The following is a 16,261-nucleotide window of genomic DNA, read 5'->3' as shown; positions in this document are numbered from 1 at the left end:
ATTGCAGTGAACTTAATTCTTATGGGTCTTCCTGGTGCCGGAAAAGGTACTCAGGCTGAAAAGATTGTAGAAAAATATCAGATCCCTCATATTTCAACTGGTGATATGTTCCGTTCCGCAATCAAGGATGGAACTGAGCTTGGTAAAAAGGCAAAATCGTTTATGGATCAAGGCGAACTTGTTCCTGACGAAGTAACAATTGGAATTGTACGCGAACGATTAAGTAAATCAGATTGTCAAAATGGCTACTTGTTAGATGGTTTCCCAAGAACAATTGCGCAAGCAGATGCATTAGAAGGCCTGTTACAGGAATTAAATGCACCACTACAATTTGTTTTACATGTTGACGTTCCACAGGAGAAATTAGTCGACCGATTAACCGGACGGCGCATTTGTCCAGACTGCGGTGCAACCTACCATGTCATTTTTAACCCACCTAAGGTTGAAGGAAAATGTGATCATGATGGTGCAGAATTAATTCAACGTGAAGATGATCGTCCAGAAACAGTTTCGAAACGTCTAGAAGTTAACGTCAAGCAAGCACAGCCGTTACTTGATTTCTATCATGATAAAGGCTACCTTGTCAAAGTAGACGGTGATCAAGATATTAAGCAAGTGTTTGAAGATATTGATCAGAAGCTTCAAACTTTAGAATAATTTAATATTGTGCGAAGTTTTGCCACGATTAAGAAAGCTTTGCTGTTTTTCTTTTCGTGGTAGTATTTGCACCAATGATATAGCAACCATCGCGTATGGTTGTGGCGAGGCTAGATCTCATGCAAGTCTCACTAAAGCAAAACAAGGTGAACACCTTTCCAATAGATCACGTAATTAATTAACTGGGTAACCCGTTAATGAGGCGTCGTGTATCGTACCTAGCAATGATGGATAAACATGAGCTATTTGCGGATGATTGGACTGTTGTCACCAAACATGGTATAATATAAGCTTGTAAAAAATGATTTTATTAAACGTTTTTTGGTTATGCTGATAGATAACAAAAGCTTAAATGAAGGTGATCATGTTTGAATGATAAGGATTCGCGTCCCGCGATAGGTCAAGTTGTTCAAATCTTGCAAGGACGAGAAGCAGGCCAATATGCCATCGTTATAAGAATTGTCGATGATCGTTTTGTTCTGCTTGCAGATGGAGAGAAACGGAAGTATGATCAACCGAAGCAAAAAAGCTTCAATCATATTAACCCGACGCCATATATTTCTCCAGAAGTTCAAAATAGCCTTCTAGAAACTGGTCGCGTTACAAATGGTAAGCTGCGTTTTGCTATATCTAAATTTGTCAATGAAGTAGTGACTAATTTAAAGAAGGGAGATCAACTCGATGGCGAAAGACGATGCAATTGAAGTAGAAGGTACTGTTACTGACACGTTACCGAATGCAATGTTCAAAGTTGAATTAGAGAATGGTCACACCGTACTCGCACATGTTTCAGGGAAAATTCGTATGCACTTCATTCGAATTCTGCCTGGAGACAAAGTAACGGTTGAACTTTCTCCTTATGATTTAACAAGAGGTCGTATTACGTACCGTTATAAATAATGATAAGCTCCGATAACAGAGGAGGTATGGATGATGAAGGTAAGACCATCTGTAAAACCAATATGCGAAAAATGTAAGGTTATTCGTCGTAACGGTAAAGTTATGGTAATTTGCGAAAACCCTAAGCATAAACAAAAACAAGGCTAATCAATAAGGAGGTGCATGGCTAACATGGCACGTATAGCAGGTATTGATGTTCCACGTGAGAAGCGTGTAGTTATTTCTTTAACGTATATCTACGGTATTGGTAAGGCAAGTGCTCAGGAAATTCTTAAAGAAGCTGGAGTTTCTGAAGATACACGTGTGCGTGACTTAACGGAAGATGAATTAGGTCGCATTCGTACAGCAGTTGATCAGTACAATACTGAAGGTGATCTTCGTCGTGAAGTATCACTTAACATTAAACGCTTAATTGAGATTGGTTCATACAGAGGCTTGCGTCACCGTCGCGGTTTACCAGTTCGTGGTCAAAAAACCAAGAACAACGCGCGGACACGTAAAGGCCCAAGTAAAACAATCGCTAATAAAAAGAAATAAGCATTAAAGGAGGTTTATGATTCTAATGGCTCGTAAAACGAATACACGTAAAAAACGTGTGAAAAAGAATATAGACACGGGTATTGCACATATCCGCTCAACATTTAACAATACAATTGTAACCATTACTGATGTTCAAGGTAATGCGATTAGCTGGAGCAGTGCTGGATCACTTGGTTTCAAGGGTTCACGTAAATCAACGCCTTTTGCAGCGCAAATGGCCGCGGAAGCAGCAGCTAAAAGTGCACAAGAGCATGGTTTGAAAACATTAGAAGTAACGGTAAAAGGTCCTGGTGCTGGTCGTGAAGCTGCGATTCGTTCACTACAGGCAACTGGCTTAGAAGTTACTGCTATTGTTGATGTGACACCAGTTCCTCACAATGGCTGTCGCCCACCAAAACGTCGTCGTGTATAATTTTATCCGTATAGAATTTGTCAGCATGTCTATAATGGATGATGATCGCTTAAAGTAGAACGTTTTAAGGTAGAGTGATTCAAGGCCTTATGTTAACCATTCTAGAACCAGCATCGAAACAGACAGACAATAATTATACGAATAGAAGATAGTGCAGAACGGGAACTGCCTACCTGAGGAATTTCGGTTAGACAAGAGTCTAGCCGGGGTTTCGACGTTCAAAGGAGGGTTTATAAATGATCGAAATTGAAAAGCCGAAGATCGAAATTGTAGAAATCAATGATGATGCTACTTTTGGAAAGTTCGTAGTAGAACCACTAGAACGTGGATATGGGACTACACTAGGAAACTCCTTGCGTCGTATTCTATTATCCTCACTTCCTGGTGCTGCTGTAACATCTGTACAAATTGATGGCGCACTTCATGAGTTCTCGACAATTAAAGGCGTTGTTGAAGATGTAACCAACATTATTTTGAACCTTAAGAAACTAGCGTTGAAAATCTATTCCGAAGAAGAGAAAACGCTAGAAATTGATGTTCAAGGTGAGGGTGTTGTTACCGCTGCGGATATTACTTATGATAGTGATGTGGAGATCCTTAATCCGGATTTACATATCGCCACATTAGGAAGCAACGCTACATTACGTATGAAAATGACTGCTGAGCGTGGTCGTGGTTACCGTCCAGCCGACGCTAATAATCATGATGATCAACCAATTGGTGTTATTCCAGTTGATTCGATCTTCACACCAGTATCACGTGCTACCTTCCAAGTGGAGAATACACGTGTAGGTCAAATGACAAACTTTGATAAACTAACCTTTGATGTTTGGACAGATGGAAGTATTCGCCCAGAAGAAGCTGCTTCTTTAGGTGCGAAAATTTTTACTGAGCACTTAAACATCTTTGTTGGTCTAACTGATGAAGCACAAAATGCTGAAATCATGATTGAGAAAGAAGAAGACCAAAAAGAAAAAGTATTAGAAATGACAATAGAAGAACTTGATTTATCTGTACGCTCTTATAATTGCTTAAAGCGTGCTGGTATTAATACCGTACAAGAGCTAGCAAATAAATCAGAAGACGACATGATGAAAGTACGTAATCTAGGTCGCAAATCGCTTGAAGAAGTAAAGCACAAGCTTATTGATTTAGGACTTGGTTTACGTAAAGAAGATTAGTCGTGCATACCTTGAGAGATTTATGGAAAAGGAGGGATAATCGATGGCTAGAAAACTAGGAAGAACAACAGATGCTCGTAACGCATTGTTAAGAAACCTTGCAACTGACTTGATTATTCATGAACGCTTAGAAACAACTGAAGCAAAAGCTAAGGACTTACGTTCTTCAGTTGAGAAAATGATTACACTAGGTAAACGTGGTGACCTTCATGCTCGCCGTCAAGCAGCAGCATTTCTTTACAGAAAAGAAGCTAGCGAAACAGAAGATGCAGTTCAAAAACTTTTCAACGATATCGCTACACGTTATGAAGACCGCCAAGGTGGTTACACACGTGTCTTAAAGCTTGGACCACGTCGTGGTGACGGAGCTAAGATGGCGATTATTGAGTTAGTCTAACTTAATAATTAAATAGAATGAAGGGCAGGATCAAGTCTCTCTATAGAGGTGAATCCAAGCCCTTTTTTTGTTGTCTAAATGCAAAAAAATAATTTTAAATGCATTAGATAGATTATAATACGTATCGGCTCTATATCGTTTTTACATATTTACGAAAGAAAAGAGTCATCTGCATTTGTAAGTATTTGTCGATTGAAACTTATTTACTTTTAATATTCTTACATATAGAATTAGTGCATTAATTGCAAAGGAAGTGTTAAGCGTGACCTCATTACACCGTGATCATGTCCTAAGCTTGGTCTTGTTAACTTAATTTATTGAATAACAATCACTGAGGAGGGCTTACTAGCTTATTTACCTTTCTAAAGGAGAAGATAATGAGAAAGCGTATTGTGATAACACTATTTCTAATTAGTTTAGTTTTAACTGGCTGTAATTCAAACAATGGAAGTGACCTAAATGAAATTGAGGGTAAGGATCAGTTAAACACAAATCAGGGGAACGAAGAATTAACACTCCAAACTATTTCATTAGAGGAAAAACTGGTACCGCCCAAATTCATTATTACAAATTTTAATATGAATTATTCAAAAGAAAAGAGTCAGCTCTTTTTTGATATGAATTATGAGATTGACACAGAAATTTATGAGATACTAACAACTGGTAATCAAGAGATGCATTTTATCCTTGAGTATCATGAAAATGTTGTAGAAACGCTTAGGGAAACACATAGTGATGCAATTATTGCTGAAAAACCATCAGACTATAATACAAAATATCAGGTTACTTTTACTCAACTGATAGACTTAGCGAGAAGCGATGTGGAACTGATTGAAGAGCATATCTCTGGTTTTAATTTATTAATTGCTGATAGCGAAAAAGATATTATCTCGCAATTTGTTGGTCTATATGATTATAATTAATAATTCTGCTAATTGTCGAAATACGAGTGCTGAATAACCACATGCGATATTTGAATAGTCAAATGGAGAAATTGTGTAATCACAGTAGGGTATTGCGATTGAGATTACGGGGAATGACTGCACCGTCATTCCCGCTCAATTATTGGGTAATATAATTTTCTGTATAAAAAGGCTGGCCATCTTGTCTGACGGCAACGCCGACAGTCATTAAGCGAAAATCACTATTGAGAATATTTTGGCGGTGTCCTTCAGAATTCATTAAACCATGATGCGCATAAACACTGCTAGGCTGCCCTGTTGCTATATTTTCGCCTGCCATTTTATAAGAAACGTCATCACGAGCTAGTCTGTCGAACGGCGAAAGGCCTGCTAAGTTGGTATGGCTAAAATAATTGTTCTCGGCCATATCTAAACTATGCTGACGGACGGTAGTCTGAGCAGGTTGATGCCAATCGAGCAGTGGTAGTTCAAATTTAGCACGGGTAGCATTAGTTAAATCGAATAATTGATAGGCTAAACCCTCAACCAGTTCATCACTCTTCTCGCCAAAAAATCCCTGTTTACGATGCTCCATTTCTTTAGAAATAATTTGTACAGCAGTGATCTGTTCGTTTTGATGTAGATCATAGAAGAACGTCACATAGTTGTTATCTAGTTTGAAAGTGTCATATTCTTGATCGTTATTCACTTGATAACGAATATTTCCTTTCTGAATAAAGTCAATAGGGTCACCATATACTGCTCTAACCTCAGACTTGGTTGCTTCAATAGATATCCCTTCATTTGACCTTAGTAAGTCTTGATTCGTATACAAACCAAAGACCTGATCATTATCGTCATAGGCAACCATGAAAAAATTCTGATACTGTTGATGATAGATGTGCCACTCTGTTTCGTATTCATTTTGGATAACCCTAGCAGGTAGTTCACCAACTACTTCTTCTACATCCTCTATACTATCGGTTATTTCAATATTGTGAACTGAGAACGATTGATTATTCGGTTCAGCTAAATCTGGACTAGGGATGCTTGGTGCTTCGTATTCCTCACTAGAGGATCCGGAAAGGAAATCAGTCATAAATGCCATTGAATTTGATATAAAAGTAATAGAGGCTTGGACAGGTTCACTGTTACGAATATTTTGAGCGTCTTGTTTCACTTCTCCCCATACACCTGCCATACCACTATTATGATAATCCTCTTCATAGACGTACCATAACAGCCCCGTAATAATAAGTAGAACTAACAAACCTTTTAATGCTTTCAAGTCACCCCTCCTCGTACCTCTACGGATCGCACTCTACCATTTTAACCTATATAGATAACTTTAAGTCAAGGAAACGGATTACTTTAATTTTGAGCTATTCTTATGAAGGGGCATAGTCTATCGTTTCTAGTAGCTATATTACACTGTCGTTAAAAGCTTTCTGTAACTTTATAGGAACATAACGCATAAACAATGTTGCTTTTTTGAAGGAGCAACAAGACTTAGGTACGGATAATCGTCAAGAAAACAAAAGGCAATACGCCATTTTGGGAGAGCTATCTAGAAGTGGAGAATAATCTGATGATATTAAGACGTTGTTTCCTGTTGAATTACAATAAGATGTGGTAAAATAAGCATTTAGATAAGTACTAAAGCTATTTTATTTCAGAGCATTCATTTCCTGGGAAATAAAATGTCGCTTGATGGGGGAATAATGATGTCTAGGCAGCAAATAGTGTTTAATAATGTATCATTCCGTTATGCGGATGATGAACCGTGGGTGTTGAAGGATGTTAGTTTCACCATTGACTCCGACCAATGGGTAGCGATTATTGGTCATAACGGGTCTGGTAAATCAACAATCGCGAAGCTAATTAATGGCTTATTATTTCCCGATCAAGGCGAAATTGTTGTTCATGGGATAACAGTCAATGCAGAGACAGTTTGGGATGTACGGAAAAAGGTCGGGATGGTATTTCAAAACCCAGATAACCAATTTGTTGGGACCACAGTAAGGGATGATGTTGCCTTTGGTTTAGAAAATCGGGGCGAACCACGCGAGGTAATGGTTGAGCGCATAGCGAATAGTCTTAAATCAGTGCGCATGTCCGAATATACATTGCATGAGCCACATCGTCTTTCAGGCGGGCAAAAGCAACGTGTTGCCATTGCGGGCGTACTGGTCATTCAGCCAGATGTGATTATTTTAGATGAGGCAACGGCGATGCTTGATCCAAAGGGGCGCAAAGAGATCATGGCGACGGTAAATGATGTTAGAGCTGAGCATGACCTTAATCTTGTCACCATCACACATGATTTAAATGAGATTATCCAAGCTGATCGGGTCATTGTTATGAATGAGGGGCAGGTCTGGTTAGAAACCGAGCCACGTGATCTGTTTACCCGGGAAAATGTACTAAGAGAAATTGGCTTAGACGTACCGTTCGTTGCTAAGCTAGCTAATCAATTGCAGCTGGTTGACCAAGCATGGTCGCAGGAGCCATTAAATCAGAAGGAGCTATTGGATGCATTATGGACATACAATTCAACGAAGTAAGTTATACTTATCAACCAAATAGCCCATTCTCTCACCAAGCCTTAAAAAACCTTTCATTCTCAATTAAATCGGGATCTTATGTGGCGATTGTCGGACACACGGGTTCAGGTAAGTCCACCTTGATACAGCATCTAAATGGTCTGTTAAGGCCAACCGCTGGTGCTATCAAGATTGGTGGCTTTCAGCATCAAGCAGGCGCTAAAACGGCAAATATCAAGGATTTACGCAGGCAGGTCGGGGTTGTTTTTCAATATCCCGAACACCAATTATTTGAAGAAACGATTAAGAAAGATATTGCCTTTGGTCCAAGAAATTTCGGTGTAAGTGATGAGGAGATTGAAAGGCGCATTCCTGACGTGTTAAAAGCCGTTAATCTTTCACCTGATTTACTCGAGCGTTCACCCTTTGATCTGAGTGGGGGTCAAATGCGTCGTGTTGCGATTGCAGGTGTACTCGCGATGGACCCGAAAGTGCTTGTGCTGGATGAACCAACCGCCGGGCTAGACCCGCGTGGGCAACAGGAAGTAATGGACATGTTTCTTGATTTACATAAGCGGAAAGGTCTAACAACCATCCTTGTTACCCATAGTATGGAGGACGCGCTTAAATACGCTGATCATGTTATTATTCTGGATCATGGTGAAAAATATATGGAAGGCAAACCAAGCGAGATTTTTGTTCAAAATGAAGCGCTCCAGAAGGTTCAGCTTGATGTGCCAGAAGTGATTCAATTTATTCAGGATTTCAATGAGCTGTTTAAGCAAAATCTGAGCTATCAAGGCCAAACTGAGCAAGAGCTGGCTGAAGAGATTAACAAGCTCCTGAGGAAGGAGGAACCGACGGATGAGTAGTATTATTATCGGGCAATATGTTCCGGCAAACTCGGTCGTTCATCGTCTCGATCCCAGAGCAAAGATCGTGATGATCTTTTGCTTTGTTGTCTTTGTCTTTTTTGCTAACAATACCTTAAGCTATGCCTGGTTAACGGTATTTGCCGTCGCAAGTGCGCTCCTTACGCAAATTCCCTTAAGGTTTATTGCCAAAGGCTTATCGCCAGTTTGGTTTTTAATTATCTTTACCTTTATCCTGCATTTGTTTGTGACCAATGAAGGGACCGTTCTAGTTGAACTATTTGGGTTTCAGATTTATTCGGGCGCGTTAATTCAAGGTGTCGCTATTTCTTTACGGTTCTTTTTGCTGATTTTATTTACATCACTGCTAACCTTGACGACAACCCCGATCGAGATTACTGATGCAATTGAGACATTATTAAATCCATTAAAAAAAATCAAGTTTCCCGTTCATGAGCTGGCCTTGATGATGTCAATTTCTTTACGGTTCATTCCCACGCTCATGCAGGAAACCGAAAAGATCTCAAAGGCACAGGCTTCAAGAGGGGTCGATTTTCGGACAGGTCCTTTAAAGGATCGTATTCAAGCTGTTGTACCACTGCTCGTGCCCTTATTCGTTAGCGCCTTTAAGCGAGCGGAAGAGTTAGCAATGGCGATGGAGGCAAGGGGCTATCAAGGCGGAGAGGGCCGAACACGATTACGAGAGCTTGTTATTGTGAAGCGCGATTGGTTGGCCATGCTTGCATTTGCCTTGGTTATTGCAGGCCTATTCTTTTTTAGATATTAGATAAGGTAAAAGGAGTTACAACAATGCGGTATTTAGCTACTGTTAAATATGATGGCACTAGGTATGCTGGCTATCAGGTTCAGCCCAATCAGATGACGATCCAATCAACCATTGAAGCGGCCTTACAACAGCTTCATAAAGGAGCAGCTGTTAAGATCACCGCATCAGGGCGAACAGATGCAGGCGTGCATGCCAACGGGCAAACGTTTCATTTTAATTCAAGCTTAGCAATTGCAAATAGCAAATGGAAGTTGGCTCTCAACGCGCTACTGCCGGACGATATTGTTATTGTTGAGATCAAGCAGGTCAGTGAAGATTTCCATGCGCGATACGATGTTATCGAGAAAACGTACAAGTATGTTATTTGGAATGGCGCTGATGCCAATCCATTTGAGCGTCATTACAGCTATCACATTCGCCGGCCACTTGATCTAGCCTTAATCGCTAACGGCTGTCACTTGCTTGAGGGTCAGCACGACTTTACTGCTTACTGTGCGGCAAACAGTCAGGTCAAAGGAAGTAAGGTACGGACGATTTATCAGGCGAAATGTGAGCAACAAGGCGATTATGTTGTTTTCACCTTTACTGGCAGTGGCTTTCTGTATAATATGGTGCGCATTATGGTCGGAACCTTAGTTGAAGTTGGACTAGCAGAACGGAAGCCAGAGACAATCTTAACAAGCTTTGAGCACTTAAAGCGATCGGATCTTGGCAAAACAGCCCCTGCGCACGGGCTCTATTTAGAAAAAGTTGGCTATCCAGGTGATAAAGTTTAAATTTTTTTCAAAAAAACAACGCAACCGGGTGAACAGCTGTTGACTTTAGGCGCTATTTGTTATAAGATGGTCTATGGCATTTTATTTCTATACCACGATTAGCCCCGGAAAGTTAATTGTGTAGAATATAAGATCAAACCAAATTTAAATGAACAAAACATTAAGGATTTTTCAATACAGGAGGGTAATAAACATGCGCACAACTTTCATGGCAAATGAAGCTAACATTGAACGCAAATGGCTAGTAGTTGATGCTGAAGGTCAAACACTTGGACGCTTATCAAGTGAAGTGGCTGCCATCCTACGTGGCAAGCATAAACCGACTTTTACACCACATGTTGATACTGGTGACTATGTTATCATTATTAATGCAGAAAAAATTGAATTAACAGGTAAGAAATTAAGCGATAAGATCTATTATCGTCACTCACATCACCCAGGTGGTCTTAAAGGACGTACAGCTGGTGAAATGCGTGAGAAATATTCAGAAACAATGCTAGAAACAACGATAAAAGGTATGCTTCCAAAAGGTAGCCTTGGTCGTAAAATGGCGAAAAAATTACACGTATTCCGTGGCGCAGAACACACACATCAAGCTCAAAAACCAGAAGTTTACGAACTTCGCGGATAATTTAAAGGAGGTAACGAATAGTGGCACAAGTACAATACTACGGTACCGGACGCCGTAAAAGCTCAACAGCTCGTGTACGTTTAGTACCAGGAACTGGACGTATCACTGTAAATACTCGCGATGCGGAAGACTACTTCCCATACGAAACTTTACGTACAATTATCAAACAACCTTTAGTTTCAACTGAAACAGAAGGCAGCTACGATGTATTAGTAAACGTACATGGTGGTGGCTTCACTGGACAAGCGGGTGCAATCCGTCACGGAGTAGCACGTGCATTGTTAGAAGCAGATCCAGAATACCGCGCAACATTAAAACGCGCTGGATTCTTAACGCGTGACGCACGTATGAAGGAACGTAAAAAATACGGTCTTAAAGGCGCACGTAGAGCTCCTCAGTTCTCAAAACGTTAATCAACTATATATTCACAAGGGATTGCCCTCTTTGCTCTTATGGAGCAGGGAGGGTTTTTCGCAGTATTATATTCTTATACCATTATTTAAGTAATGCACAACTCAAAAACAAGTAGAGCCCACGCTTAATCAATAGTTTAACAAGTATAACGCTATTATATTATATTTTTTTACAAATTAAATAATAACGGTTGACTTAATTACCATATTTGTCACAATTAAAACAACTAAAAAATGGAGTTTTTTTATGAGAACGAAAAAGATATCCGTTATTTCTGTTTTAATTGGACTAGTAGCCACCTTATTTATTTTGCCTAATGTCACATTTGCTCAAGAAGCACCGCCTTTAACATATCTTAATATTGCCGCAATTACTTCTGACGGTGATAACTATCAATGGCATTATCCTGAATCAGAGTTTTTAAATACTGGTTATACTGCAAGTGGAAATGAAGTAATATTAGCTATTTATATAGAGGGCTTTATTTTAAGAAATTCACTTAGAGTATTTGTAGATGATGTTGATATTACAAATGAAATTTATGAGCCTTTACCTAGAGAAGATATACTTGGACCAGGAAATCTTGTCACAGGTTTCATTTATTATAAAGCCATTCCGTTAAGCTACTTTGAAAATGAAAATATAGGGAAGTCAGACTCTTTGCAAGGGATATTCATCGCCCCATTGATGTAACACGTTCAATAACTCGAAGCTTTAATATTGATTGGCCTACAAGTTATACAACCAAAAACACTGTGCCTATGCAATCAGATATAGATATCAGTAATAATTTGAAAGGGATTGATATTCATGATTAGTAATTTCAGCTCAAACCAATTAAGTTCTTTTCAAGCCTATTCTAGATTAACAGTTGTTGCTCATGTAAAAGGGCAAAGTGAAGGTAATAGGAACTATACTAATAATAAGGTTAGTTTCAAGGATTTCGAAGAAATCCTTGAAAAAGAGGAAGTTGTTAATAAATCATTAGCAAGAGAGGTAGATCAATGGGTAAGAGATCATAGTAAGGCGCATTTAAAAACCCATAATAATTATGACATGGAGTCAAAAACGATGAGTTATATTGAAAAAGCATATAGGCTAGGTTTCGTTAATGAAAATGGTCATTTATATCAAGGTAAACTATAGCAGTTAAGGATAAATAAAATCTTGCCCTAATGGTACTGTGACCCGAATGTTAGAGTGAAATCTAACATTCGGGTTACTTTTGTATAGTAAGGTTTAATAACACTTGCATGAATGTCGTTAAAGAATTTACTGAGCTGATGCTTAATGATGTCATTTAATTATCTCTTTATCGACAACAGCTACAATAGCTTACTCTAATCTTTTGTTTAGGGTATTGCGATTGATCTAATTCTTCCCTTATCCTGTCTAGCAACCATGTTGAGCACGATAACCTCTTTACGTACTAAATAAATATTCAGTACAGATAAAATGTTAACAAAAGCATAAAGTAAGAAAATATAGAGTAAATGGAAACTGTGCTAAAGACTTAGTATTATTAGATCAGCCCAAAAGTACAATGCTCATAAAAGCCATTGTTCTTTAAAAAATCTCAATTGTAGTTATTACTGAGTCACCGCACGTGGGAACAAGATATTGTTTTCTAAATGAATGTGTTCGAACATGTTTGATTCGAGCTCTTCAAGACGTTGATAGACCAAGCGATAAGTTCCACAAGCATGTGCTGGTGGTGTGAAGTTGTCGGTCACTTCACGGATTTCTTTTAAAAGATCGCCCGCATGGCTGTGCTCTTTCTCTAAATTGTCTACAACCTTTTCTAGTTTTGCGACATTTTCGGCTGTGCGATTTTGTTCTATTGCTAAAATAAGTGGGAAATCTTCTGTTTCTTCCTGAATTAAGTGTTGTTCAAGCGCTACCTTTAGCTCATTGAACAGGCGGTGAATTTGAGCCAAATGTGGCTGTCCTGCCCCATGAACACGCAACAGTCGCGTAACATAAGGCGTCAAGTTTGGTAATTCTTCATTAAGATAGCTGTGATGCTTGTTGATAATATGATCAATCAGTTCACGATAAGAAGCATTCTCCCAATCGATTTTGGTTTCATTTAATGCAATTGCTTTATCATACAATGTGTTTAGCTTGTCTAAGACCTCATCAGCTGATAAGTTTTTTTCATTAATTGCATCGATTAGTGGGCGATTTCCCCCACAGCAAAAGTCGATTTGATAAGATTTAAAAACATCGCTTGCCTTCGGGAACTTTGTTACGATCTCACCTATAATAGCTGTTTCAGTAAATGTATTTGACAAAATAATACCTCCAGTAATGTTAATTTTAAAGTACACGAGTAGGATAGCATCTTTAAGGTGTTAAAATGGTGATTTGTATCACAGGGAATATCTATTTGACTATGCTTTTTATATGGATTTCTGCTAAAATAGCTCATTATACTAGTAAATAATTTTCGAGCATGTGAAGCATATAAATACATATAAAAAGTCATAGATGATTTCCCATTAAGGAGTTTAGCGATGAACGCATTGATTATCAAAAAACATTTACAAGCCGTGTCTCTTTTTAAGGAGCTGTCGGAAGCAGAGCTGGGCCCGATTGTTGGTATCTCGCAAATAAGGACTTACCAAGCGGGGGCCTTTGCCTTTATGCAAGGGGAGCCGCTTGATCGCGTTTTTTTCATTTGCTCTGGTAAAGTGAAAATTCATAAATCAGATTTGTCAGGTAAAGAACAAATCGTCTCCGTGTTAGAAGCTGGGGATATGTTCCCCCATGCTGGTTTTTTCAGAAACGGCAATTTTCCGGCGCATGCGGAGATGTTAACAGCTGCAGAATTAATTGTTATTTCAGTGCAAAAGTTCGAGGAGATTTTATTAGAAAATCCTGCTCTGTGTATTAAGATGTTTAGGGTGCTAGGGGAGAAAGTACTGGAGCTCCAGAGTAGACTAGAGGAAAAAATTCTCCGCAATACCTACGAACAAATTGTGATGCTTCTGCTTCGTTTAACACAAACGAATGGCATTAAGATGCAGGAACACTATCGACTAAACTCTCAATTTACCAATCAAGAATTAGCTAATATGATTGGCACAACCAGAGAAACGGTCAATCGGACCGTAAATCAATTGAGAAAAAAAGGCTTAATTAAACAAGATGAATCAGGGTACTTTCTGATTGATGGGGATGAATTGGCGAAGGAAATTCTTTAAATAGATTGAGCATGGCAAATGCCGATTGGTTTAGGCATGCTTTTTTGCTTCTTTCCAACATTCCTAGTATAATAACTATGATTTTTAAGAAAAGGAACAAGCTGTAATGAAATGAGGATTAGACAATGACAACAAATTTTTGGGCCGAGTTACCGAAGCCCTTTTTTATATTAGCACCAATGGAGGATGTGACAGATGTCGTCTTTCGTCATGTCGTCAAAGAAGCGGGATCTCCAGACGTCTTTTTTACTGAATTTACGAATTCGGACAGTTACTGTCATCCAGACGGCAGGCAAAGTGTGCGTGGGCGCTTAGTATTCACTGAAGATGAGCAACCGATCGTGGCGCATATCTGGGGAGATAAGCCTGAATTCTTTCGCGAAATGAGTCTTGGTATGGCCGAGATGGGCTTTAAGGGTATTGATATTAACATGGGTTGTCCGGTTCCCAATGTGGCTACTAACGGTAAAGGCAGTGGTCTTATTTTGCGGCCAGAGGTTGCCGCGGAGTTGATTGAAGCTGCCAAAGCGGGGGGCTTACCGGTTAGTGTCAAAACACGTCTTGGTTATGCTAAGCTTGAAGAGCTTGAAGGCTGGCTTACCCACCTGCTTAAGCAGGATATTGCCAATCTGTCAATTCATTTGCGCACGCGCGAAGAGATGAGCAAAGTCGACGCCCATTGGGAACTGATCCCGCAAATTATTGAGCTAAGAGATCGGCTAGCGCCGCAGACACTAATTACGATTAATGGCGATATTCCTGATCGTCAAAGAGGCTTGCAGCTCGCCGAACAATACGGTGTTGATGGCATTATGATTGGACGCGGTATTTTTAAAAACCCGTATGCGTTTGAAAAGGAGCCGAGGGAACATACGGCTGAAGACCTGCTCGGCTTATTGCGGTTACAGCTCGATTTACAGGATCAGTATGCGGAATTAGTGCCACGCCCCATTGCCGGCTTGCATCGGTTCTTTAAAATTTATGTTAAAGGGTTTCCAGGTGCTAGTGATCTGCGTGTTAAATTAATGAATACGAAATCGACGAATGAGGTGCGAGAGCTTTTAGCCGAATTTGAGAGAGAAAAGTAATAAGAGTGTTAATCAATGTAGCTTTTATCGGCGATTTTCGTAATGATTAAATTAGCTAATGAAGCCTGCTTTCGAAATGAAAGCAGGCTTTAGAAATAAATAGGAAGCTAATTAAAAGTGACATGAACACCATATTTTTTCTCAAACGTCCCATCGTGTAATTGTTCATGTTCTTCATCGGTAAACCTAGCATCTTCGACAGTAAGATGCTCTACAAAGAGAACCCAGGTAACTTCGTTATAGTGGTTTGTTATGTAAGTCATGATCTCATCATACATGTCCATACATGAAAATGTTTCTAAAATAGTAGCCGTACAGCAATCTTTTTCATAATCTTGTTCAATTAGCCACTTATAATGACCGCCGGCCGGGTTTACAAACGTTAACAGATAATCCCCATTCTCGTTCTGCGCGTAGTCATAGTAATGAGCTAAGCGGCCTTCTACTATATTTCTTTGTGCGTCTTCTATTCCGTGCCACACTTCTTCGCGGATTATAACCCCATTTACATCATACTTGTAATGCGAGATTTGCTTGGAAAGATAACGGAATTCTTTTTGTTTTAATGCATTGTCATAATAAGTACGCACAAGTAAGGATTGATAATCAACAGTGCTTAGGATTCGTGCCATTTTCCAGCTATTCTCTATATGGTTAGGGTAGTCTTTATAATCAGGTTCATAACCATAGATAAAGACGCTCTCCAGCATCGTGTCGTTATAATTTTTTCTACCAATAAAAATATTCTCTTCTGTAAGCCCACCTTCACGATCATATTGATAGTAACGTTTTTCAATAATAGCTGTATCAAACAAATAACGTTCTTCTTTTATTTTTAAGTTATTCTCAAGGTATTGGGTAAAGGTTTCTTTAGGTGTTACCTTCCCTTCTGATAAATTCTTGTCATCTGACATCGATATTCACCTCATACAACAGAAAATTTTAGTTAGCATGC

At 39.2% G+C, this 16,261-nt stretch carries 22 protein-coding genes; 19 read left to right on the top strand and 3 right to left on the bottom strand.

The annotated features are described in order from the left end of the window. Window positions 1-6: 6 nt before the first annotated feature. The 9 genes from BM000_RS14135 to BM000_RS14095 all read left to right on the top strand — a co-directional run bounded on the left by BM000_RS14135 (window position 7) and on the right by BM000_RS14095 (window position 5,010). Window positions 7-657: an adenylate kinase gene (locus BM000_RS14135; RefSeq protein WP_091499719.1), complete on the top strand. Its 651-nt coding sequence runs from the start codon at window positions 7-9 to the stop codon at window positions 655-657. A 368-nt stretch (window positions 658-1,025) separates the two neighbouring features. Beyond that, window positions 1,026-1,361, top strand: a complete 336-nt coding sequence (locus tag BM000_RS14130; RefSeq protein WP_091499717.1) for a KOW domain-containing RNA-binding protein — start codon at window positions 1,026-1,028, stop codon at window positions 1,359-1,361. Then, a complete protein-coding gene (infA, locus tag BM000_RS14125) occupies window positions 1,339-1,557 on the top strand; it encodes a translation initiation factor IF-1 (RefSeq protein ID WP_003464670.1) in 219 nt (72 codons plus the stop codon). The genes BM000_RS14130 and infA overlap by 23 nt, the downstream gene beginning before the upstream one ends. Before the next feature lie 33 nt (window positions 1,558-1,590). Further along, on the top strand, window positions 1,591-1,704 hold the full coding sequence (rpmJ, locus tag BM000_RS14120; RefSeq protein ID WP_017473641.1) for a 50S ribosomal protein L36: 114 nt from the start codon (window positions 1,591-1,593) through the stop codon (window positions 1,702-1,704). Between the two features lie 24 nt (window positions 1,705-1,728). Further along, entirely contained in the window at window positions 1,729-2,094 is a 366-nt protein-coding gene (gene rpsM / locus BM000_RS14115; protein ID WP_091499715.1) for a 30S ribosomal protein S13, read from the top strand. 25 nt (window positions 2,095-2,119) lie between these two features. Further along, the gene (gene rpsK, locus BM000_RS14110; RefSeq protein ID WP_091499713.1) at window positions 2,120-2,509 is read left to right on the top strand and encodes a 30S ribosomal protein S11; all 390 of its coding nucleotides are present in this window, start codon (window positions 2,120-2,122) and stop codon (window positions 2,507-2,509) included. Between the two features lie 236 nt (window positions 2,510-2,745). Then, entirely contained in the window at window positions 2,746-3,690 is a 945-nt protein-coding gene (locus BM000_RS14105; RefSeq protein WP_091499712.1) for a DNA-directed RNA polymerase subunit alpha, read from the top strand. A gap of 43 nt (window positions 3,691-3,733) precedes the next feature. Continuing rightward, on the top strand, window positions 3,734-4,087 hold the full coding sequence (gene rplQ / locus BM000_RS14100) for a 50S ribosomal protein L17 (protein WP_091499710.1): 354 nt from the start codon (window positions 3,734-3,736) through the stop codon (window positions 4,085-4,087). A 377-nt stretch (window positions 4,088-4,464) separates the two neighbouring features. Beyond that, entirely contained in the window at window positions 4,465-5,010 is a 546-nt protein-coding gene (locus tag BM000_RS14095) for a hypothetical protein (RefSeq protein WP_091499708.1), read from the top strand. A 139-nt stretch (window positions 5,011-5,149) separates the two neighbouring features. On the opposite strand, the gene BM000_RS14090 is transcribed toward BM000_RS14095, so the two are convergent. After that, window positions 5,150-6,277: a CAP domain-containing protein gene (locus BM000_RS14090; RefSeq protein ID WP_091499707.1), complete on the bottom strand. Its 1,128-nt coding sequence runs from the start codon at window positions 6,275-6,277 to the stop codon at window positions 5,150-5,152. 436 nt (window positions 6,278-6,713) lie between these two features. On the opposite strand from BM000_RS14090, the gene BM000_RS14085 reads away from it, so the two are divergent. The 8 genes from BM000_RS14085 to BM000_RS14050 all read left to right on the top strand — a co-directional run bounded on the left by BM000_RS14085 (window position 6,714) and on the right by BM000_RS14050 (window position 12,158). Then, on the top strand, window positions 6,714-7,553 hold the full coding sequence (locus tag BM000_RS14085) for an energy-coupling factor ABC transporter ATP-binding protein (RefSeq protein WP_091499705.1): 840 nt from the start codon (window positions 6,714-6,716) through the stop codon (window positions 7,551-7,553). Further along, window positions 7,529-8,404 carry an energy-coupling factor ABC transporter ATP-binding protein gene (locus BM000_RS14080; protein ID WP_091499703.1) on the top strand — a complete coding sequence of 292 codons (876 nt, stop codon included), beginning with the start codon at window positions 7,529-7,531 and terminating at the stop codon, window positions 8,402-8,404. Before BM000_RS14085 ends, BM000_RS14080 begins: the two co-directional genes overlap by 25 nt. Beyond that, window positions 8,397-9,191, top strand: a complete 795-nt coding sequence (locus BM000_RS14075) for an energy-coupling factor transporter transmembrane component T family protein (protein WP_091499702.1) — start codon at window positions 8,397-8,399, stop codon at window positions 9,189-9,191. The genes BM000_RS14080 and BM000_RS14075 overlap by 8 nt, the downstream gene beginning before the upstream one ends. Window positions 9,192-9,214: 23 nt before the next feature. Next, window positions 9,215-9,967 carry a tRNA pseudouridine(38-40) synthase TruA gene (gene truA, locus BM000_RS14070; RefSeq protein WP_091499700.1) on the top strand — a complete coding sequence of 251 codons (753 nt, stop codon included), beginning with the start codon at window positions 9,215-9,217 and terminating at the stop codon, window positions 9,965-9,967. 193 nt (window positions 9,968-10,160) lie between these two features. Beyond that, entirely contained in the window at window positions 10,161-10,598 is a 438-nt protein-coding gene (rplM, locus tag BM000_RS14065) for a 50S ribosomal protein L13 (protein ID WP_091499699.1), read from the top strand. Window positions 10,599-10,618: 20 nt separating this feature from the next. Then, window positions 10,619-11,011, top strand: a complete 393-nt coding sequence (gene rpsI / locus BM000_RS14060; protein WP_091499697.1) for a 30S ribosomal protein S9 — start codon at window positions 10,619-10,621, stop codon at window positions 11,009-11,011. Between the two features lie 247 nt (window positions 11,012-11,258). Beyond that, window positions 11,259-11,705 carry a hypothetical protein gene (locus BM000_RS14055; RefSeq protein WP_091499695.1) on the top strand — a complete coding sequence of 149 codons (447 nt, stop codon included), beginning with the start codon at window positions 11,259-11,261 and terminating at the stop codon, window positions 11,703-11,705. 117 nt (window positions 11,706-11,822) lie between these two features. Further along, window positions 11,823-12,158, top strand: a complete 336-nt coding sequence (locus tag BM000_RS14050; RefSeq protein ID WP_091499693.1) for a hypothetical protein — start codon at window positions 11,823-11,825, stop codon at window positions 12,156-12,158. Window positions 12,159-12,601: 443 nt separating this feature from the next. Here the strand turns inward: BM000_RS14050 and ric are convergent, their stop codons facing one another. Further along, entirely contained in the window at window positions 12,602-13,306 is a 705-nt protein-coding gene (gene ric / locus BM000_RS14045) for an iron-sulfur cluster repair di-iron protein (protein ID WP_091499692.1), read from the bottom strand. A 222-nt stretch (window positions 13,307-13,528) separates the two neighbouring features. Between ric and BM000_RS14040 the strand changes: the two genes are divergently transcribed. Both BM000_RS14040 and BM000_RS14035 read left to right on the top strand, forming a co-directional pair. Further along, window positions 13,529-14,218 carry a Crp/Fnr family transcriptional regulator gene (locus BM000_RS14040; RefSeq protein WP_091499690.1) on the top strand — a complete coding sequence of 230 codons (690 nt, stop codon included), beginning with the start codon at window positions 13,529-13,531 and terminating at the stop codon, window positions 14,216-14,218. A gap of 125 nt (window positions 14,219-14,343) precedes the next feature. Then, entirely contained in the window at window positions 14,344-15,306 is a 963-nt protein-coding gene (locus tag BM000_RS14035) for a tRNA dihydrouridine synthase (protein WP_091499689.1), read from the top strand. Between the two features lie 107 nt (window positions 15,307-15,413). Here the strand turns inward: BM000_RS14035 and BM000_RS14030 are convergent, their stop codons facing one another. After that, on the bottom strand, window positions 15,414-16,220 hold the full coding sequence (locus BM000_RS14030) for a hypothetical protein (RefSeq protein ID WP_091499687.1): 807 nt from the start codon (window positions 16,218-16,220) through the stop codon (window positions 15,414-15,416). Between the last annotated feature and the right edge of the window lie 41 nt (window positions 16,221-16,261).

The organism is Amphibacillus marinus, from assembly GCF_900110345.1.
Classification (GTDB): Bacteria; Bacillota; Bacilli; order Bacillales; family Amphibacillaceae; genus Amphibacillus_D; species Amphibacillus_D marinus.
This window is presented reverse-complemented; position numbering and strand designations above follow the sequence as displayed.